A 19,367-nucleotide genomic window follows, 5' to 3' on the forward strand; every position below is an offset into this window, starting at 1 on the left:
CTTGTATCACTTCCACCGTGGTATCGGTACCGAAGCTTGCGACAACATCGTCGGACAATGCGGTGCCGTCATTCACTGCCGCGACTGATTCAGAGGTTACCATTGGCATTAACTGTCCTCCTTGCGATACAGGGTCTTTCTTGATCCCTGCGCATGGGTATCTTTAAAACGTTTTGCATCAAGAGATGTGTAGTTATAAGCAGCTGCTTCATCGGCATCAAGCTGACCGACTCTACTGCTGTGACTGACATTCTCATCATCCAAGGCTTTTTTACCTAAGTGATAAGCAGCTACTAAAGCAGCGAGTAAGAGCATCGCCGCCACTTCGACCAATAATAGATATTCACTAAACAGTGCAATACCTACATGTTTGGCAGAAATCGTTGTACCGCCAATCATAGCTGTTTGAGATATACCATGTGCATCAAGTCCAGCTGGACTCATGCTAATCATCGCGCCCAACACGATAGCAATGATAAGAGTAAGTCCTGTCGGCACTGCCCAAACATCGGAGGCGAGCCATTTGCTCTCGCGCTCATCGTTTCTGATACCCAAATTAAGCATCATAATAACGAAGACGAATAACACCAAAATAGCGCCGGCATAAACAATGACTTGCAGTGCACCGGCAAAAGGTGCGCCAATAATAAAGAAAATACCCGCTAGCGAAAGTAAGGAGACAATCATTGAAAGAATGGCATGAACAGGATTTGCAAGCATAATGACTCGAAGGCTTGCAATAATCGCCACCAAACCTAATGCATAGAATCCTACCAATGCGGTATTATCAAACCAGTGTAGCCAACTCATGGCAATAGACTCCTTAAATCGACAGGCTCTGCTTCATTTCGAGCAGCCCCTTTTGGTTTGTCTTTAATCGCCATACCGCTAACACGGTAATAGTTATAATCCGGATATTTACCAGGACCTGAGATAAGTAGATGTTCTTTTTCGTACACTAAGTTTTGACGAACATACTCACCAAGCTCAAAGTCTGGTGTTAACTGAATCGCCGTGGTTGGGCACGCCTCTTCACACATGCCGCAGAAGATACAGCGCGAGAAGTTAATACGGAAAAACTCAGGATACCAGCGCCCATCTTCACGCTCTGCTTTTTGTAATGAAATACAAGCAACAGGACATGCCACGGCACATAAGTTACAAGCCACGCAGCGCTCATCGCCATCAGGGTCACGGGTCAATACAATCCGTCCTCGAAAACGTGGCGGCACAGGTACAGGCTCTTCAGGATACAAAATTGTATCGCGAGGTCTAAACGCATGACTGTTAACCATCCACATGGAGCGCACAATGGTAAACATGCCCACGACTGTATTTTTCAACGTTTTAAACATGTTAACTTCTCTAATTGCTTATCAGTGAGCCATCAAACCAAAACGTAACAAGCACTACAGACTGCTAAATACTTACTAGGTTTTGACTGATAACTCTAAACTAATAAATAGAAGATTTAAAAAACCAATTAAACTCTTGTTTTATCGTTTTATCTGTCTTACTGCAAAGCTTGCAATGATATTAAACACCAGAGAATTAGCTACTAGAAATTAATATCAGTGCGGCAGTGATTAATAGGTTAATCAAGGTCACAGGCAGACAGACTTTCCAGCCAAAGTTCATTACTTGATCATATCTTGGACGCATCAATGAACCGCGTGCTAGAACGAACATGGTCATAAAGAATAAGGTCTTAATCATGAACCAAAAAGCAGGTGGCAAAATTGTGAAGCCCAGGTTCATTGGCGCATCCCAACCACCAAAGAACAAACAGGTCATTAGTGCTGAAATAAGCACCACGTTCACATACTCACCAATAAAGAACATACCAAACTTCATGCCTGAATATTCAACATGATAACCTTCGGCAAGTTCTTGCTCCGCCTCTGGTTGGTCAAATGGATGTCTGTGAGTAACTGCGACACCGGCGACTACGAAGGTTAAGAAACCTAAAAACTGCGGGAAAATATTCCAGTGCCAAAAGCCACCCGTTTGTGCAACTACGATTTCACGTAAGTTAAACGAACCGGTCATGGCGACAACACCCATCAGTGATAAGCCCAAAAAGACCTCATAACTAATGGTTTGCGCAGCAGAACGTAGACCACCTAGCAAAGAATATTTGTTTTCTGATGCCCAGCCACCAAACATAACGGCATAAACTGCCATACCAGCCATAGCAAAGAAGAACAAGATACCAATGTTCCAGTCAGCAACACCCAGTGTTGGAGAAATAGGAATAATAGCAAATGAGACCAAAGCGGTGAACATAGCGATAGCTGGCGCTAAGATAAACATAAATTTATCAGCGAACTTTGGCGTCCAATCTTCTTTGAAGAAGATTTTTAGCATATCAGCAACCAGCTGTAATGAGCCCCAAGGACCAACACGGTTTGGACCATAACGATCCTGCCAAAGTGCCAGCATACGGCGCTCATAAATAATCATAAGGGCAGCAACTATTACCACTGTCAAAAAAATAATCAGTGCTTGAGCGACTAAAAAAAGTACTGTCCAAGCTTCCATTGACATCGGTAAAAAACTTGGCACATCAGGGATGATACGAGTAATTTGCATATTAACCTCCCTGGCCCTCTAACTGTGGTTGATTATTAAAAGATGCGGTGTCTGTTTGTGGTGGATCAATCTTCACCACAGACGCTGGCAGATGACCATGCAAAATAGGCGCCTGCCCTACTGGGTAACCAATACAGCCTTCTGCAAGATACGGCAATATTTTCACAGGTAGTTCAACACGGTGACCATCAACGGTCACAGCCAACCAATCATTATTGCTGACTTGCCAATGCTCAGCATCATCAGCACCGATATAGAAAGCTGGTGCCTGCATTTGTGCTGCAACCACAGGGCTACGATGTGCCATTGGTGAACTGCCATATAAATTATGCACTGGTACCAATTTGGCCTGACCTTGGAAAATACTGGTCTTCACTGGGGCCACTGCTTCTGGACGAATATAGTCACGTTTAGGTAATCTATCCTCATCCGCCATTAAATCAAACAAACGCACACCAGGATCACCTTGCTTGAGACTACCACCTACTTTGTCTTGATATTTATTCCATGCTTGTGGTGAGTTCCAACCTGGTGCTTGCGCGAATGGAATCATTGAGCTTGGCGTTTGCTCACCGGCATAACCTTCCATAGAGAAGGTTAATGCAGTATCTAAATCTTTTGGCTGCATAGGCTCATGCACAGAGCGATTGGCACGCATAGCAGTACGACCAGAATAACGTCTTGGCTCACGTGCAATCTTCAGGCCCGAAATACGGTATTCTGCACTTGGTGCTGCCCCCTTAATACCCTCTAAGTTTGGATGCGTTTTAACCATTTCATTCACGACATGGTCAAGCTGTGTCCAATCCAATGGCAGCTCATTTAGGCTAGTTTCAACAGCATGTAGCCAGCGCCAACCCTCTTTGATACTGCATTTAGGATCATAGTAGCTTGGGTCGTAAACTTGGAAGAACCGCTGCGCACGCCCTTCAGCAGATACCAAGGTACCATCCGCTTCAGCAAAACTTGCAGCCGGTAATACCAAATCAACAAACTTATGCCAATGTAGCATCTGATGATCTAGCGCAATAACGGTCTTATCGCTTAATAGCTGTGCCAAATTATCAATATCAATCGCATCGGTTAATTGATTTTCAGCAACGATAATAGCGTCAAAGTCAGTCGCCAATAGCGACTCAACAGGCTTACCACCTAGCAAGCAAACACCGATACTATTGGCATCGCGCACAATTAAATAAAGACCCGCTTGATTAGAATAGTTCGGGTTAGGCTCTTTTAGCTCTAATTTTTCTTTTTGCTCAGGATTACGCTCGACATCTTCTTTAGGCGTATCTTTCGCAGTTTTTGCATCAATCTCTTTGTCTTCTTTGGGCTGATTTTCGGCATCTTGAGCACGTATTTTGGCGTTATGAATCTCAATTTGCTCATGCTCATATTTTTTCAGAGCATCACGCTTGGCAGTCAATACTTGAGCCACTTGTGCTGCTGCTTCAATAATAGCCACGTGATACAGACCTGTGCCAGAGATAACTAAAGGCTTATCAGCGCTCACTAAATCAAACGCAATCTGCTTCGCTAGTGACTGCATAGAGTCTGCATCTGCATCAGATTCATTCTGATTAGCAAAATTTGCTTTAATATCGTCTAAGTTATCTGCTAATGCTTCAATCTCTTCAGCGACGGTAAATCCAAGTGCAGCAATATCTTCCGGCGTCGCCACACAGCTGACTTTACTGATATCATCAAGCTTAGTCTGCACGGTGTCCGCAATATAAACAGGACTTAACTCTTTTTGACCAATACGCTGAACGGGCTCTGCTAACCACTCTTGTGTCTTAAGCGCTGCAGCCATTTTAACTTTTTTGTTCTTTGCTGCTTGACGTACTGCTAAGGCTACACGTGCGCTGGTCTGAGTGATGTTTTCACCTAAAATAAAGACCGCATCGTGCGCTTCAATCTCAGTAATGCTTGGGTTATGAATACCTTTAGTACTTAAAACCTCGATACATTTCTCGACCAAGGTTTGCTGATGATAATTAAACCCTGTTGAGAAGTTATCAAAACCAACCAGTTTTTTAAGCGCAAAGTTGGTCTCTAAGCTTGCACGTGGTGAGCCAATACCGATGACCTTTTTACCTTTTAAACGCTTAACCGTTTCGTCTAAGGCATAATCAACGTTAATCTTAACGTGTTTATCGTTAATACGCTCAATCGCTTGTAATGGACGGTCGTCACGGTTGACATAGCCATAGCTAAAGCGGCCTAAATCACATAAGAAGTAGCGGTTTACTTCACCGTTATAGCGGTTTTCAATACGGCGTAATTCACCATAACGCTCACCAGCTGAAATATTACAGCCTGCTGAACAGCCATGACAAATACTTGGACCATATTGCATGTCCCATTTACGGTTATAACGATCCGAATGAGTCTTATCAGTGAAAACACCGGTTGGGCAAACTTCGGTTAAGTTACCAGAAAATTCACTTTCAAATTGCCCACCTTTATCACGGCCAAAGTACACACGGTTATTTGAGGCATAAACGCCTAAATCCTCACCGCCTGCATAGTCTTTATAATAACGGACACAGCGATAACACGCGATGCAGCGGTTCATCTCGTGTGCAATAAAAGGACCTAATTCTTGGTTGTGGTGGGTACGCTTAGTAAAGCGATAACGACGCTTGTTATGACCTGACATGTAGGTCATATCTTGCAAATGACAATGTCCGCCCTCTTCACACGTAGGACAATCGTGAGGGTGGTTTGTCATTAAGAATTCGACAATAGACTTACGGAAGGCAACCGCTTCGCTGTCATCAACTGAGATATACATATCATCAGTTGGTGCCACCATACACGACATTACCAATCGGCCTTTGCCTGCTTCTGCATCTTCTGCATTGTTAAACTGCTTTACCGCGCACTGACGGCATGAGCCGACTGAACCAAGTGCGGGGTGATAGCAGAAATAAGGCACATCGATACCCAGTGACAGACACGCTTCTAAAAGGTTATCTGACCCGTTTACCTCGACCTGCTTACCGTCAATATGTATGACCGCCATGCCTGTTTCTACTCCTCTACTTCATATCACTAGGTTTAGAGGCTGCATTTGCTGCACCTTCTACACCTGCTTTTGAATCCGCATTGTTGTTAGCATCAGTCTCTGTGCTTGCTGATGCGGCAGGACTACTTTTCACCATCGATGACATTACTTTCTTAATTTCAGACTCTGCCCATTGTGATGTTTCAGCGTCTACTTCGGTTGGCGGCTCAACAATAATCTTGCTGTCAAACTCACTACGGAAGTACTTAAGTGCACTCATTAACGGCTCCATTGCACCAGGCGCGTGAGCACAAAAGGTTTTACCTATCCATAAATCGCGGGTTAAGCCTTCTAGTTTTTCAACATCACCGACCTGACCTTCTCCATCATCAATGGCAGTCAATAATTTGACGCCCCAAGGCAGACCATCACGACAAGGCGTACAGAAACCGCATGATTCACGCTGGAAGAAAATCTCAAGATTTTTAAGCAGTGGTACCATGTCTTGTGACTCATCGACCACCATAATCAGACCCGTACCCATACGGCTACCAGCCTTTTGGATACTGTCAAAGTCCATCGCTACATCAAGATGATCCGGTGTTAAGAAGTCAGTTGATGCACCGCCTGGTAACCATGCTTTAAGACGTCGGCCATCTTTCATGCCGCCTGCGAACTCTTCAATAATCTCGCGCGCCGTATAACCAAATGGCAACTCCCACAGACCTGGATCATTTACCAAGCCTGAGCAGCCGAATATCTTAGTTCCTGGGGTTTCGCTATTGCCTTTCTCTTTTGGCAATGACTGATACCAGTCCACACCGTTGACCATAATGGCCGGCATATTGCTTAGCGTTTCAACGTTGTTAACCACTGTTGGTCGACCCCAAGCACCCGATACCTGTGGAAATGGTGGCTTAGTACGAGGGTTTGCACGGCGACCTTCTAAACAGTTAATCAGTGCCGTCTCTTCACCACAAATATAACGGCCAGCACCCGTATGCACATGTAAATTAAAGCTAAAATCTGAGCCTAAAATATTGTCGCCCAGTAAGTTATTCGCAATGCACTCATCAATCGCTGCCATCAAACGCTTTGCCGCAATAATATATTCACCGCGGATAAAGATATAACCGTCGGTTGCGCCAATAGCATGGGCAGTGATTAACATGCCTTCAATTAGCTGAAGTGGCAAACGTTCCATAAGCAAACGGTCTTTAAAGGTACCCGGCTCCATCTCATCAGCATTACAGATGAGATAGCGAGGACCACCATCTGGAGGTGTCATAAATGACCATTTCAGACCAGCATTAAAGCCTGCACCGCCACGGCCACGAACGTTGGCCGCTTTAATCATATCACCTACTTGTTTAGGCGGTTTATCTAAGGCATTCTTCAACCCCTCAAAGCCGCGTAATGAGCGATAGGTATCTAAATCTAAAATAGCATCGTTATGAGCCAAGCGCCAAGTTAATGGCTTGGTCTCAATAGTAGCGGTCTCTTTGTCACCATAGATAGGCACACGCTGCTCATTTAACTGGCTAGGTGCTTTACCTTGCTTACGGCGTGCAAACTGCTCAGCGATAGACAGTCTTTTTGGCGCACTCTTTGGACTCATGGCAGCTGTATTTCGGCTATTTTCGCTCATGGATAGTACTCCAATAACTCGGCAACCTCTTCAGGAGCAACAGGACCAAAAGTATCTTCATCGATTAATACAGAAGGACCCTTGTCACAATTACCTAAACAACAAATTGGCAATAAGGTAAAACGGCCATCTGGAGTAGTTTGACCAAATCCAATACCCAGATGCGATTTTAGTGATGCCGATAACTCTTCATAACCGGTCAAATAACAAGCGATTGAGTCACAGACCAAAATAACATGACGACCCACAGGCGAGCGATAAATACGGTTAAAGAAGGTGGCCACACCCTCAATATCTGTTACTGGTACATCTAATAAATTAGCGATGGCGTTTACTTGCGCGTCATCTACCCAGCCGTTGCGCTTTTGCACAAGTTTTAAAGCGTCAAGTGACGCCGCCCGTGCATGAGGATAATGATGAATATATTCATGAATACCATCAATCTCTTGGGCAGTTAAGATGCTTGCAACATCAACGGTTGGTGCTTTATCGGTCACAATTCTCACAGTGCCAATCCTTAACTTAGTCATATTTAGCAGGCACGATTCGTGCGGGCTATCTTGTGTATTAAACTGCTTTGTGGCCAGCAGTATCTGTTTAAATGATTGGTTAAATCTATCCTGATACTGCGGCAAGCCAATTTATCTTAATCGATCGTTATTGTCTTAATAAGCAAAACGGTATATCAAAACTAAAACCGATCTATCTGTCGGTATCTGCCATAACGATATCAATAGAAGCCAGATAGATAATTAAATCCGATACTAGACTACCATTAATCACCGATGGCATTTGCTGTAAGTGCGCAAATGTTGGCGTACGAATACGAGTACGATAACTCATTGTCGACTTATCAGAAGTAATATAATAACTGTTAATACCTTTGGTTGCCTCAACCATCATCGACGCTTCACCAGCAGGCATAACAGGACCCCACGATACAGAAATAAAGTGGTTAATCAAGGTTTCGATATCATTTAGTGTACGATCTTTTGGTGGTGGTACCGCCAATGGGTGATCGGCTTTATAAGGACCCGATGGCATATTATCCATACACTGTTTAATGATACGTAGCGACTGACGAATCTCTTCAATCTTCACCATACAGCGGTCATATGCATCACCGTTGTAGCCGACTGGAATCTCAAAGTCATAATTCTCATAACCCATGTATGGACGCGCTTTGCGTAAATCAAAGTCAACACCAGTTGCACGCAAACCAGCACCCGTCACGCCCCAAGCTAGTGCTTGCTTAGCATCATATTGTGCTACATTTTGAGTACGGCCTTTAAGAACCGAGTTTTGCATTGCCGCTTTGACATATTCATCAAGACGTTTTGGCATCCAATCTAAGAACTCACGAACCAGACGCTGCCAACCACGAGGTAAATCAGCAGCAGTACCGCCAATACGGAACCACGCTGGGTGCATACGATAACCTGTTACGGCTTCAATCACGTCGTACGCTTTTTGACGGTCGGTAAACATATAGAATACCGGCGTCATACCACCAGCATCCTGAATAAAGGTACCGAAATACAATAGATTGTTAGTAATACGGAAAAACTCACTCATCATTACGCGAATGGTTTGAGCGCGATCAGGCACAGTAATGCCTGCCAGTTGCTCAACGGCCATCACATAAGGCAGCTCGTTCATCACACCGCCAAGATAATCAATACGGTCGGTGTATGGAATATAAGAATGCCATGTTTGACGCTCAGCCATCTTCTCTGCACCGCGGTGGTGATAGCCGATGTCTGGAATACAGTCGATAACTTCTTCACCATCAAGCTGCAATACTAATCTAAACGCACCGTGAGCAGAGGGGTGGTTAGGACCTAAGTTTAGGAACATGAAGTCTTCATCACGTCCGCTACGTTTCATACCCCATTCTTCTGGTACAAAGCGTAGGTTTTCTTGTTCAAACTGCTGTTTGGCAGCATTTAAGAAGTACGGCGTAAATTCAGTAGCACGCGCATGATACTCTTTGCGAAGTGGATGACCCTCCCAGTACTTTGGTAATAAAATACGGGTTAAATGCGGATGGCCGTCAAATACGATACCGAACATATCCCACACTTCACGCTCATACCAGTTAGCATTTGGCCAAATCCTGGTGGCTGTTGGAACAGTTAAATCGTCTTCAGATAAAGCAACTTTGATACGGATATCACTATTACGCTCAAGCGACATTAAGTGATAGAACACCGTAAAATCACTGTCTGGCATACCGTCACGATGCTTCCGTAGGCGCTCATCGATGGCGGATAAATCCAGCAGCATCACATAAGGTTTAGGCAAGGTACGCAGGAACATCAAGATATCAAGTAAGTCTTTGCGCGCCACCCAGATAGTCGGGATGCTATCAAAAGTAAACTGCTCAGTGAATTTACCTGAGAATCTATGTCCAAGCTCACGAAGTACTGCAGGCTGTGTTTTATTAGCCCCAGCAGTGTTGCTATTAGTCGCTTTGCTATTATCCGTTACCATGATTACCGCTTACCTCAGAGTCATTGCAATGACGGAAAACACACGTTGAATACGTTGATATTCGCGGTCCTGCTCTACCGTACTAGGCTTATCTGTCTGTTGAATATGTGCTATTAAATGCAAGGTATTTATTACAAGCTACTTACTAAATGCAAATTAAATATAAATGAGTTGCTATGAGTTTAATATTGATAGGTCAGGTCGTCTCTTAAGTCAGATGACCTTTATCTAATGATTGCTCTATTCAGGTGTTAAATACTGTCTGGGCTACGCAAGTTTTTAACAGCAATACGGTCTGCCTGTTTGCGATCACGCTCAGGTAGCATCTGCGGCTGATAGATACCTTTGTCATTGACATAAGCACCAAGTGGACGACGCTCTTTTTCAATAGAATCTTGTAATAGCATCAAGCCTTGAATCAGTGCTTCTGGACGCGGCGGACACCCTGGAACATAGACATCAACAGGAATAATCTTATCCACGCCTTGCACCACAGAATATATATCGTACATGCCGCCAGAGTTTGCACAAGAGCCCATTGAGATAACCCATTTTGGCTCAAGCATCTGCTCATATAGACGCTGAATAACCGGCGCCATTTTAACAAAGCAAGTACCCGCGACAATCATTACGTCTGCTTGACGGGGCGAGGCACGGATAACTTCTGCACCAAAGCGTGACAAGTCATGCACCGCAGTTAGTGTGGTGGCATACTCAACATAGCAGCATGAGGTACCAAAGTTAAATGGCCATAATGAATTTTTACGTCCCCAGTTTGCTGAGGCATGAACCATATCCTCAAGCTTACCCATAAAGACGTTACGGTTTACCTCGTCCTCAATCGGATTGTTCACCGTTTGACGAGTTTGCGCAGGATAAGTATCGGCGTCAGGATTCGCGCGGGTTAGCGTATATTTCATGATATAACCCTTAAGAAGACGATTTGTTAGACAAAGTGGTGTCATCAGATAGCGTTGAAAAATCGACGCTTGTGACATTACCTGTTGTATTAATATGATCGATATTTGCCAAATGACGTTTATTCACTGCAATATCATTCGATACGTTAACTTGACCAGAAGATTGGGCAGGTATTTTACCTGTCGGATCGGTATGTAGCTCATCAATGCCATTAAATTTAGTAATATTAGCTAGATTGAAGCCTATAGGCGCTTCGGTTAAACGCTCTTTTTTGCGGCGTTTGTCAGCTGGTGCCCAATTTAAAGCACCCAAGCTTAAGGCATATATTAAACCAATTAATAAATCGACAACAAAGATTACCGCTGTTGCATAACCTGGCCAGCCCACTTCTTTAACAGAGACGGCGTAAGCGTATAAATACAAGGCCTCAATGTCGAAAATAACGAAGAAAATAGCTACTAAATAGAATTTTGCAGACAAACGAATTCGGGCATTGCCAGCTCCGACAACGCCCGATTCAAATATTTCATTTTTTTCTGTACCTTGTGAGCGTCCACCTAATAAACGTGGGACCACAAGCATGAATATAACCAAACCAATGGCAGCCAAAATAAAGGCTAATGCTGACCAATTAAAGGCGGAAGTCATTTATAAATCTCCTCACTGGCAAGTATCCGCTGACGGTTATATTACAAAGATAATAACGCTAAACAGCAATAAATTGATACATCGGCTGGCAAAAACTGAGGTGATACTATACTTTTTTTAACAGCTAAAAGCTACCTCAATACTGAATTTAAAGGTCACACTTCGGTTACTTAAACACGCAACTGCTTGTTGACAATATAATTTTTTTAAGGCAATACCTAGTCTTCACAACCATATACCATAACTAAGACTTAACCAATATACCCTAATCACTTATTTAAGGCTCAATAGGTTGCGTTACATTATGTACCTAGTCCTATGTATGCCTATAAGTGTAGTCTATAAGCATCTAATGTATACGCTTAGGTACGTGGCAGGGTCACGCCCTTTTGACCTTGGTATTTACCGCCACGATCTTTGTAACTGGTTTCACAGACATCATCGGCATCACTTTGAAAGAATAACATTTGTGCCACACCCTCACCGGCATAAATACGCGCCGGCAATGTGGTGGTATTACTAAACTCAAGAGTCACGTGACCTTCCCATTCAGGCTCAAGCGGCGTGACATTCACAATAATACCGCAGCGCGCATAAGTCGATTTACCTAAGCAAATAGTTAATACGTCACGTGGGATACGGAAATATTCAACGGTACGAGCCAGCGCAAAGGAGTTCGGCGGGATAATGCACTCATCACCAACAATATCGATAAAGCTTTTTTCATCGAAATTCTTTGGATCAACAATGGCCGAGTGTACATTGGTGAATACTTTGAATTCACGCGCGCAGCGTACGTCATAACCATAGCTTGATGTGCCATAGCTGACCAGCTTTTCACCGGCATCATTAAAGCGAACTTGACCGGCTTCAAATGGCTCAATCATGCCATGTTCTTCAGCCATTCTACGAATCCAGCGGTCAGATTTAATCGACATTTCATACCCTCAATATATTAATTCTTATAATTGCGACCATATCGGTCAATTTTGAGCCTCTGATGACACAATATAACACGGCGATGATTATAAGGAATTACACCGCTAATTTATAGCGCTATCTCTACATTAATCTTAATCGAGATATTTACCCGTTATTTGATGCAGTATGACAAGATTTAGCTATTTTTAGCCCATTTAAATGTAATCGTACGAATTGAGGACACGTCCTAGATTACCATTTTGCGAAATGATCTTCTGCCAATCCCATCACTTTATCTAGCACAATGGTTTTATCACCGACTCTTATTTCGCCTGAATAATAGCCAACCCACTGCTCAAAGATACTGGCCACCAGATGATAGTTATCTGTCTTTTGATAAACGTTTACTGGCTCAAAGCTGAGCTGAATATCGACTTTACTCCAACCAAGATTCTGATTACTGATCTGCCATGCCTCTTTTTGTTGACCGCGTCTAAACATAACTGGCGGCAAATGTATAATCTCTCCATCAAGCCAGCACGCATTCTCGCTCACACCGGTCTCATTAACGCCCATAGATAAATTGAGCATGAAATGAGCACCATTTGGCAAGTGGCTATTGATACAGGCCCAAAACCAATTGGTCTCGTGGCGCATAAAGCCTAATGTCCAATCTAGGTTTGCAGCACTGTTATCATCAAAGCTCAAAGATTCGACCTTTGACTCAGCAGTCTCAAAATGCTTAGAGTGCCCTTTAAATAAAAAATCACCTTGAACTGCTGAAAACGGCTCTTTTTGAGTAAATGTCCAGCCGCGTCGCCCTGATGGTGAGCACACTGCCAGTGGATTATCACCTCGGGTTAGCACCGCGTTGACTGCAAATAAGCAGCTGTCTAACGTTAATGACACCTGCTCAGGCTTAAATTGCATATCGACACTGATTTTTTCACGATTAAATGACATCTGTCCGTGTTGATGATCGCCCTCTAATACCGTGTTATAGGTTAACGGACTGACCGCTTCAACCACGTCATGCTGCTGCGTCTGCTCATTATAAATGTAGGCAAAAGCAGAACTTGCCAGTTTAATAGAGGCCACGGCTATACAAATACGGTATGGCGGCTGCACTATTTGAATAAATGCAAACTGATTAACTTTAAATTGCTTACGTCTTGCAGATACCGGTTTTTGTGAAATCAGATGGCTGTGGTAATCCAGATAATTAATCTGTTTCACCTGCTTGAATACCCCAAATTGCGGCTGACCATTTTCAATTAAACGCTCTACTGTCTCTAAACTTTGTAAATTAACCGCATTTTCAGCTTTATCATTATTGTGCATAATCTCTAAATTCCTTTTTAGAGTGGTTCTCTGAACGAACTGGGCTATTATTTATTCAAACCGCATTGCATCAGATACGCTTATTTTAGCAAGCCCATCTGATGCTTTGGTAATTGCTTGTTTTGTTGCCTTTCGTATAGGTAACTATTTACAGTTTAATAGATGACAGTCTATTAGAAAATACGACCGTCATCACGCTGTTTAGCAAACTTAGCAATATTGGCTTCGATATTTTTGCCGATATTCATGTAAAACTCTGCATAATCATCACCATCGCCGTTATTGGCAATCACACTTGGCTCGCCTTTGTCGGCTTGAGCACGAATTGCCCCTGCTAGCGGCAATTGCCCTAATAAAGGTACTTGATATTCTTTGGCAATGGTCTCCCCGCCGCCGGTACCGAAAATCGCTTCGGTATGACCACAATTAGAACAGGTATGCAGCGCCATATTCTCCACCACACCAATGACTGGAATGCTGGTTTTATTAAACATCTCGATGCCCTTTTGCGCATCCATTAATGCAATGTGCTGCGGCGTGGTAACAATCACAGCGCCAGTAACAGGGATACGCTGAGCAAGCGTTAGCTGAATGTCACCGGTGCCAGGCGGCATATCAATTACCAAATAATCGAGCATCGGCCAATTGGTCTGATTGAACAACTGCATCAATGCGCCGGTCGCTTTAGGGCCACGCCATGCAACAGGGGTATTATCTCCATCCAATAAGCTACCTATAGAAAGCATGGCAAGTCCGTGCGCTTCTACTGGCACAAATTGCTCATTCTCAAGCTGCGGCTTTACGCCCTCGACACCAAGCATACTTGGCATAGATGGACCATAGATATCGGCATCGAGCACGCCTACTCGATTACCTAGCTTTTGTAGTGCTAAAGCAATATTCACCGTGGTGGTCGATTTACCCACACCGCCTTTACCTGATGCCACCACAATAATATGTTTAATACGAGGGTGTGGCTGCAACTTCGACTGCATAGGTGCGCGCTTAGTAATCGGTGGCTCATCCGAATCCGCAGCTTGTTTAGGAGCGGCAGCGTTGTTCGTTTTAGGCAATTTATTACCGGCGCCCTTGGTAGAAGATACTGGCTCAATACCAGCTGAGGTGGTCATGTTTGCAGATTTAGCCGCTGTAGTAGCAGATTTTGGTGGCAAGCTTACATTTAGATTAATCTCTTTAACTCCGTAAGGCTGCAACGCCAAACCAAGCTGACGATGAATCTCTTCAGGCTCAACGTCACCGCTTAAGCGTAAATCTAGAGTTACCGACTCACCGCTTTGCTTTAAAGCAGTCATTGAGTTTTGCTGATTGGCATTACTGCTTTTAGCGAGCACTTGATTTGCTGCAGCTTCTAACTCAGCTTTAGTGGCGGTAAAGGATTCAGTTTGGCCTTCTTTATGGGTCGTTTTTTTTATAAAGTTAAACATGCTTGCCCCTTAGCTTAGCATTGCTGCCATTAATTGTTTTCTGCTACTGATAAAACCATTATCAATAAAGTAAGTGCACGGCAATTGAGCCGTATTATTACGGGTTAGTGTAGCGGACTTTGGTCTATAAAAAAACCACACTGGCAGTGACTATTTAACTGGGTATCAGCTCTCTTTATTTACCTGATGACTTCTTTGATTAATCTATCATTAAATCGGTAAAAACTGCGACGCAATAAACAGGTAAATCACCACACCAGAAGCATCACAGACCGACGTAATCAGTGGCGCACTGGCGCTGGCAGGGTCAAAACCGAGTTTGTTCAGCACGAATGGCAAGCTCATACCAATCACACACCCAATCATCACCACTGACACCATACTTAATGCCAATACTAATGACACTACAGCGTCTCCACGAATATAGCCGATAATAGAGATGGCAACTGCCATTGTCGCTCCTAATAGCAGCGCAACCATAGCTTCTCGCCCAAGCAGTGAAAACCAGTCACGCATCACCACCTCGCCTGTGGCTAAAGCGCGAACCATTAAGGTTGCCGACTGTGAGCCGGCGTTACCACCACTATCGACCAATAAAGGCAAGAAGAATACCAATACTAAGTTAGCCGCAATTACCTCCTCGTAATGTGAGATACCCACACCAGATATCAGGTTACCAAATACCAAAAACACCAGCCAAAACACACGCTTACGATATAACAGATTAATGCTAGTGTCTTTAAAGCTACTGACTAAGCTAGATACACCGCCTGACTTATGGAAGTCGTCAGTCGCCTCATCACGTGCCACGTCCATAGCATCATCGTGAGTGACAATCCCCACCAACGCGCCGCTGCTATCAACAACTGGCAGTGCGATTAAGTCATAACGTGCAATCTTTTTGGCGACATCTTCTTGATCATCACTAACCTCTGAGAAGATAACCGACTCAAGCATAATGTCACTAATCTGCTCTTCTGGCGCAGATAAAATAAGCGACCGCAGTGACACCACCCCTTGCAGCTTACGCTCTTTATCAATGACATAAGCATGATAAATAGTCTCGGCATCAGGCGCCTCTAAACGCAGCGCTGCTAGTGCGTCTGCTACCGTCATCTGAATACTTAGCGTCGCATAATCTGACGTCATTAGCGCCCCTGCTGTTCCCTCCTCATAAGCAGATAAGCGGCGAATGTCTTCACGCTCCGCTTGAGCAAGTGCTGGCAATAGTGCATCTTTTTGGCTCTGGTCGAGCTGTTTATATAAGTCAGTACGCTCGTCCGCCGGCATCTCGCCGACCAACTTGGCAAGATTAGCGCGTGGAAACTCTCGCGCCAGTCGTGTTTGATTCTCTACCTTCAAATAAGAAAAAATCTTGGCTCTATCTGGCAGACGCTCTAATAATTGCCACGCCAGTCTGGGTTTAATTAATGCCAGCACATCCGCAGTATCAATCGGGCGTAGCGGTGCTACCTGTGAGATGGCTTGATTAAACTGCTGCTGCTCGATAGCGCCGGCCAATTGTAACGCCATGTCATCATAATTCATCATAGGTATTTACTCCTTGCAGTGCATCACTACCACAAGCAATTAATCACAGCCATAGCAGGCCCAATGCCAATCGGACACCCGCTGACTGTGTTGATAAGAAGTGGAATGTATAGAAATTAAAAGTATAAAAACTAATAGAACAGTGATTGGATAAGTATCTTTTTATGTCATCAATATTTTAGGGTTTATAACAAAGGCAGATGTAGCAATGAATTCATAATAGCCTTTATAGAAAAAAACCTTCACTTATGATATATATCGGGCTTAGTGCCCTATTTTTAAGGGCTGGTTACCAAACTTATAAGATGCTAAGCGATTGCTGGTTTTTAAGCAAGTGAGTGACTGTTAAACACGGGCTATTGATAAAAATGCTGTTATGGCTATTGATAAAAACAGAATATAAATAAACCTTTGTCATCAGCGCCTGCATACCACCAACCCACCAATTATATAGAGGTAAACTCCCATTTTTATGCCATTTGCGGTATCATAGACGCACTTTTTATATCCTGACAACCTTCCTAAAACCAATAAACTTAATAGGTGATTTTGTGCGTCAAATTCTTGTTACCAGTGCCCTTCCCTACGCCAACGGCCCAATTCACTTAGGTCACTTGGTCGAATACATTCAAACGGACATTTGGGTACGTGCTATGAAAGCGCAAGGCCATCAAGTGACCTACGTTTGCGCCGATGATGCACATGGCACAGCCATCATGTTAAAAGCCGAGGCTAATGGTATTAGCCCAGAAGAGCAAATTGCCAATGTCAAAGCCTCACACGAAGCAGATTTCAGCAAATTTTTAATCGGTTTTGATAACTATTATTCAACTCACTCAGAAGAGAACCGTGAGTTCTCTGAACTGATTTATCGTCGTTTAAACAGCGAAGGTCATATCTCAACCAAAGATGTTGAGCAGTTATTTGACCCTGAGAAAAAATTATTCTTAGCCGACCGTTTTGTTAAAGGCGAATGCCCAGAGTGCGGCGCGCAAGATCAGTACGGCGATAACTGTGAAGTGTGCGGTACCACTTATAATGCCACTGAGCTTAAAAACCCGTACTCGACGCTTTCTGGTTCCACCCCAGTATTAAGAACCTCTAAGCACTACTTCTTCAACTTGCCAGAGTTTGAGTCGTTCTTAAAACAGTGGACAACCGATAGTGGCCGTCTGCAGCCATCTGTGTCGAACAAGCTACAAGAGTGGTTCGAAGCCGGTCTTGCCAGCTGGGATATCTCACGTGACGCGCCTTACTTTGGTTTCAAAATCCCTGATACGCCGGCCGATGAGCCAGAAAAATACTTCTATGTTTGGCTAGATGCGCCTGTGGGCTATATGGCCAGCTTCAAAAACTTATGTGAGCAGCGCAAAGACTCAACTGACCCTGCTAAACCTGCGCTAAACTTTGATGATTATTGGTTAGAGGAAAATCAGCACAAAACAGAGCTTTATCACTTTATCGGTAAAGACATCGTCTATTTCCATGCCCTATTCTGGCCTGCCATGTTAGCCGGAGCAGAGTATCGTACACCAACGGGAGTGTTTGCTCACGGTTTCTTAATGGTCAACGGCGATAAGATGAGTAAATCGCGCGGTACCTTTATTCAAGCAGAGACGTTTGCCAAGCATTTACATCCTGAATATCTGCGTTATTACTTTGCAAGCAAACTGTCTGACAAAGTCGAAGACATCAACTTAGATTTTGCTGACTTTATGCAAAAAGTAAACTCAGATATGGTTGGTAAAGTGGTTAATATCGCAAGCCGTAGCGCTGGCTTTATTGTCAAAAAATATGATGGCATGCTGTCAGAAGAATGCGCTGAGCCTGAGCTATTAAATGATGTCATGCGCACCGGTGAAGAGATTGCTGCCGCTTATGAAAATCGTGAGTTTAGCCGTGCAATGCGCCTTATCATGCAATGTGCGGACAAAGCTAACGAGTATATCGATAGCAAAAAACCATGGGCTATGGCCAAAGAAGAAGGTACTGAACAAGAAGTACAAGATGTGTGCTCGGTTGCGATTAACATCTTCCGTCAATTGATGGTGTATCTAGCACCTGTATTGCCTGAGCTAACCGATAATGCCAAAGCTTTCTTAAACATCGATGATTTAAGCTTTGAGAGCCGCAATGAGCTGTTGCTTGGTCATAAAATCAATAAGTTTAAGCCATTAATGCAGCGTATTGAGCAATCTCAGCTTGATGCCATGGTTGAAGAGTCAAAACAAGATTTAGCCGCTGTTAAGGCTAAAACTGACTCAAAGGCTAATGCAACATCGGGCGACAAGCCAGCCAAGGCTGATGGGTCAGAGGCAAGCGCTACCATCGAGTTCGATGACTTTATGAAAGTTGAAATGACCGTGGCTAAAGTGCTTGAGTGCAACTATGTGGAAGGCGCAGATAAGTTACTTCAATTTACTTTAGATATCGGTAAAGATAAGCCGATTAATGTATTTAGTGGTATTCGTAAGTTTTATGAGCCAGAGCAATTGGCCAATAAAAAGGTCATCTGTGTCACCAACCTTGCACCGCGTAAAATGAAATTTGGTGTCTCTGAAGGTATGATTTTATCTTCAGGGGATCCAAAAACGGGCTTAGTAGTCATCACCCTGCCAGATGAATGCCAAGTGGGTGACAAATTGGCTTAATGATTGGCTTAACTTATTTGTCGGGTCTTCTAGACAAATAAGTCGTAAAGCCGAATAAGCCCTACCCTTAATGAGAGCCGATGCTTACGGGTATCGGCTTTTATATTATTTATCAGGTTTTTTTATTTCCCAGTTGTGTTACATTA

14 protein-coding genes are annotated in these 19,367 nt (G+C 43.7%); 1 reads left to right on the top strand and 13 read right to left on the bottom strand.

The annotated features are described in order from the left end of the window. Nucleotides 1-108 precede the first annotated feature (108 nt). From nuoJ to mgtE, 13 genes are all read right to left on the bottom strand, one after another. Nucleotides 109-810: an NADH-quinone oxidoreductase subunit J gene (nuoJ, locus tag AC2SLO_RS09200; protein ID WP_486540524.1), complete on the bottom strand. Its 702-nt coding sequence runs from the start codon at nt 808-810 to the stop codon at nt 109-111. Beyond that, nucleotides 807-1,355, bottom strand: coding sequence for an NADH-quinone oxidoreductase subunit NuoI (gene nuoI / locus AC2SLO_RS09205; RefSeq protein WP_486540526.1), 549 nt, complete (start codon nt 1,353-1,355; stop codon nt 807-809). Before nuoI ends, nuoJ begins: the two co-directional genes overlap by 4 nt. A gap of 196 nt (nt 1,356-1,551) precedes the next feature. Then, entirely contained in the window at nt 1,552-2,547 is a 996-nt protein-coding gene (gene nuoH, locus AC2SLO_RS09210; RefSeq protein WP_486540647.1) for an NADH-quinone oxidoreductase subunit NuoH, read from the bottom strand. A gap of 46 nt (nt 2,548-2,593) precedes the next feature. Next, on the bottom strand, nt 2,594-5,620 hold the full coding sequence (gene nuoG, locus AC2SLO_RS09215; RefSeq protein WP_486540528.1) for an NADH-quinone oxidoreductase subunit NuoG: 3,027 nt from the start codon (nt 5,618-5,620) through the stop codon (nt 2,594-2,596). A gap of 16 nt (nt 5,621-5,636) precedes the next feature. Next, nucleotides 5,637-7,220 (bottom strand): NADH-quinone oxidoreductase subunit NuoF, encoded by a 1,584-nt coding sequence (gene nuoF, locus AC2SLO_RS09220; RefSeq protein ID WP_486540649.1) that lies wholly within the window; start codon nt 7,218-7,220, stop codon nt 5,637-5,639. A gap of 26 nt (nt 7,221-7,246) precedes the next feature. Then, nucleotides 7,247-7,756 carry an NADH-quinone oxidoreductase subunit NuoE gene (nuoE, locus tag AC2SLO_RS09225; protein ID WP_486540530.1) on the bottom strand — a complete coding sequence of 170 codons (510 nt, stop codon included), beginning with the start codon at nt 7,754-7,756 and terminating at the stop codon, nt 7,247-7,249. 196 nt (nt 7,757-7,952) lie between these two features. After that, nucleotides 7,953-9,743 carry an NADH-quinone oxidoreductase subunit C/D gene (gene nuoC, locus AC2SLO_RS09230; RefSeq protein ID WP_486540532.1) on the bottom strand — a complete coding sequence of 597 codons (1,791 nt, stop codon included), beginning with the start codon at nt 9,741-9,743 and terminating at the stop codon, nt 7,953-7,955. 251 nt (nt 9,744-9,994) lie between these two features. Continuing rightward, a complete protein-coding gene (locus AC2SLO_RS09235) occupies nt 9,995-10,663 on the bottom strand; it encodes a NuoB/complex I 20 kDa subunit family protein (RefSeq protein WP_486540534.1) in 669 nt (222 codons plus the stop codon). A 10-nt stretch (nt 10,664-10,673) separates the two neighbouring features. Continuing rightward, a complete protein-coding gene (gene ndhC / locus AC2SLO_RS09240; RefSeq protein WP_486540536.1) occupies nt 10,674-11,312 on the bottom strand; it encodes an NADH-quinone oxidoreductase subunit A in 639 nt (212 codons plus the stop codon). 362 nt (nt 11,313-11,674) lie between these two features. Continuing rightward, on the bottom strand, nt 11,675-12,250 hold the full coding sequence (gene dcd, locus AC2SLO_RS09245; protein WP_486540538.1) for a dCTP deaminase: 576 nt from the start codon (nt 12,248-12,250) through the stop codon (nt 11,675-11,677). A gap of 235 nt (nt 12,251-12,485) precedes the next feature. Then, nucleotides 12,486-13,574 carry a DUF2804 domain-containing protein gene (locus AC2SLO_RS09250; protein ID WP_486540540.1) on the bottom strand — a complete coding sequence of 363 codons (1,089 nt, stop codon included), beginning with the start codon at nt 13,572-13,574 and terminating at the stop codon, nt 12,486-12,488. 173 nt (nt 13,575-13,747) lie between these two features. After that, on the bottom strand, nt 13,748-15,019 hold the full coding sequence (apbC, locus tag AC2SLO_RS09255; RefSeq protein ID WP_486540542.1) for an iron-sulfur cluster carrier protein ApbC: 1,272 nt from the start codon (nt 15,017-15,019) through the stop codon (nt 13,748-13,750). A gap of 210 nt (nt 15,020-15,229) precedes the next feature. Further along, complete coding sequence (gene mgtE / locus AC2SLO_RS09260) at nt 15,230-16,567, bottom strand: magnesium transporter (RefSeq protein ID WP_486540651.1); 1,338 nt, start codon at nt 16,565-16,567, stop codon at nt 15,230-15,232. A gap of 554 nt (nt 16,568-17,121) precedes the next feature. On the opposite strand from mgtE, the gene metG reads away from it, so the two are divergent. After that, a complete protein-coding gene (metG, locus tag AC2SLO_RS09265) occupies nt 17,122-19,221 on the top strand; it encodes a methionine--tRNA ligase (RefSeq protein ID WP_486540544.1) in 2,100 nt (699 codons plus the stop codon). The last annotated feature ends 146 nt before the right edge of the window (nt 19,222-19,367 follow it).

The sequence above is a fragment of the Psychrobacter sp. CX14 genome (assembly GCF_057396205.2).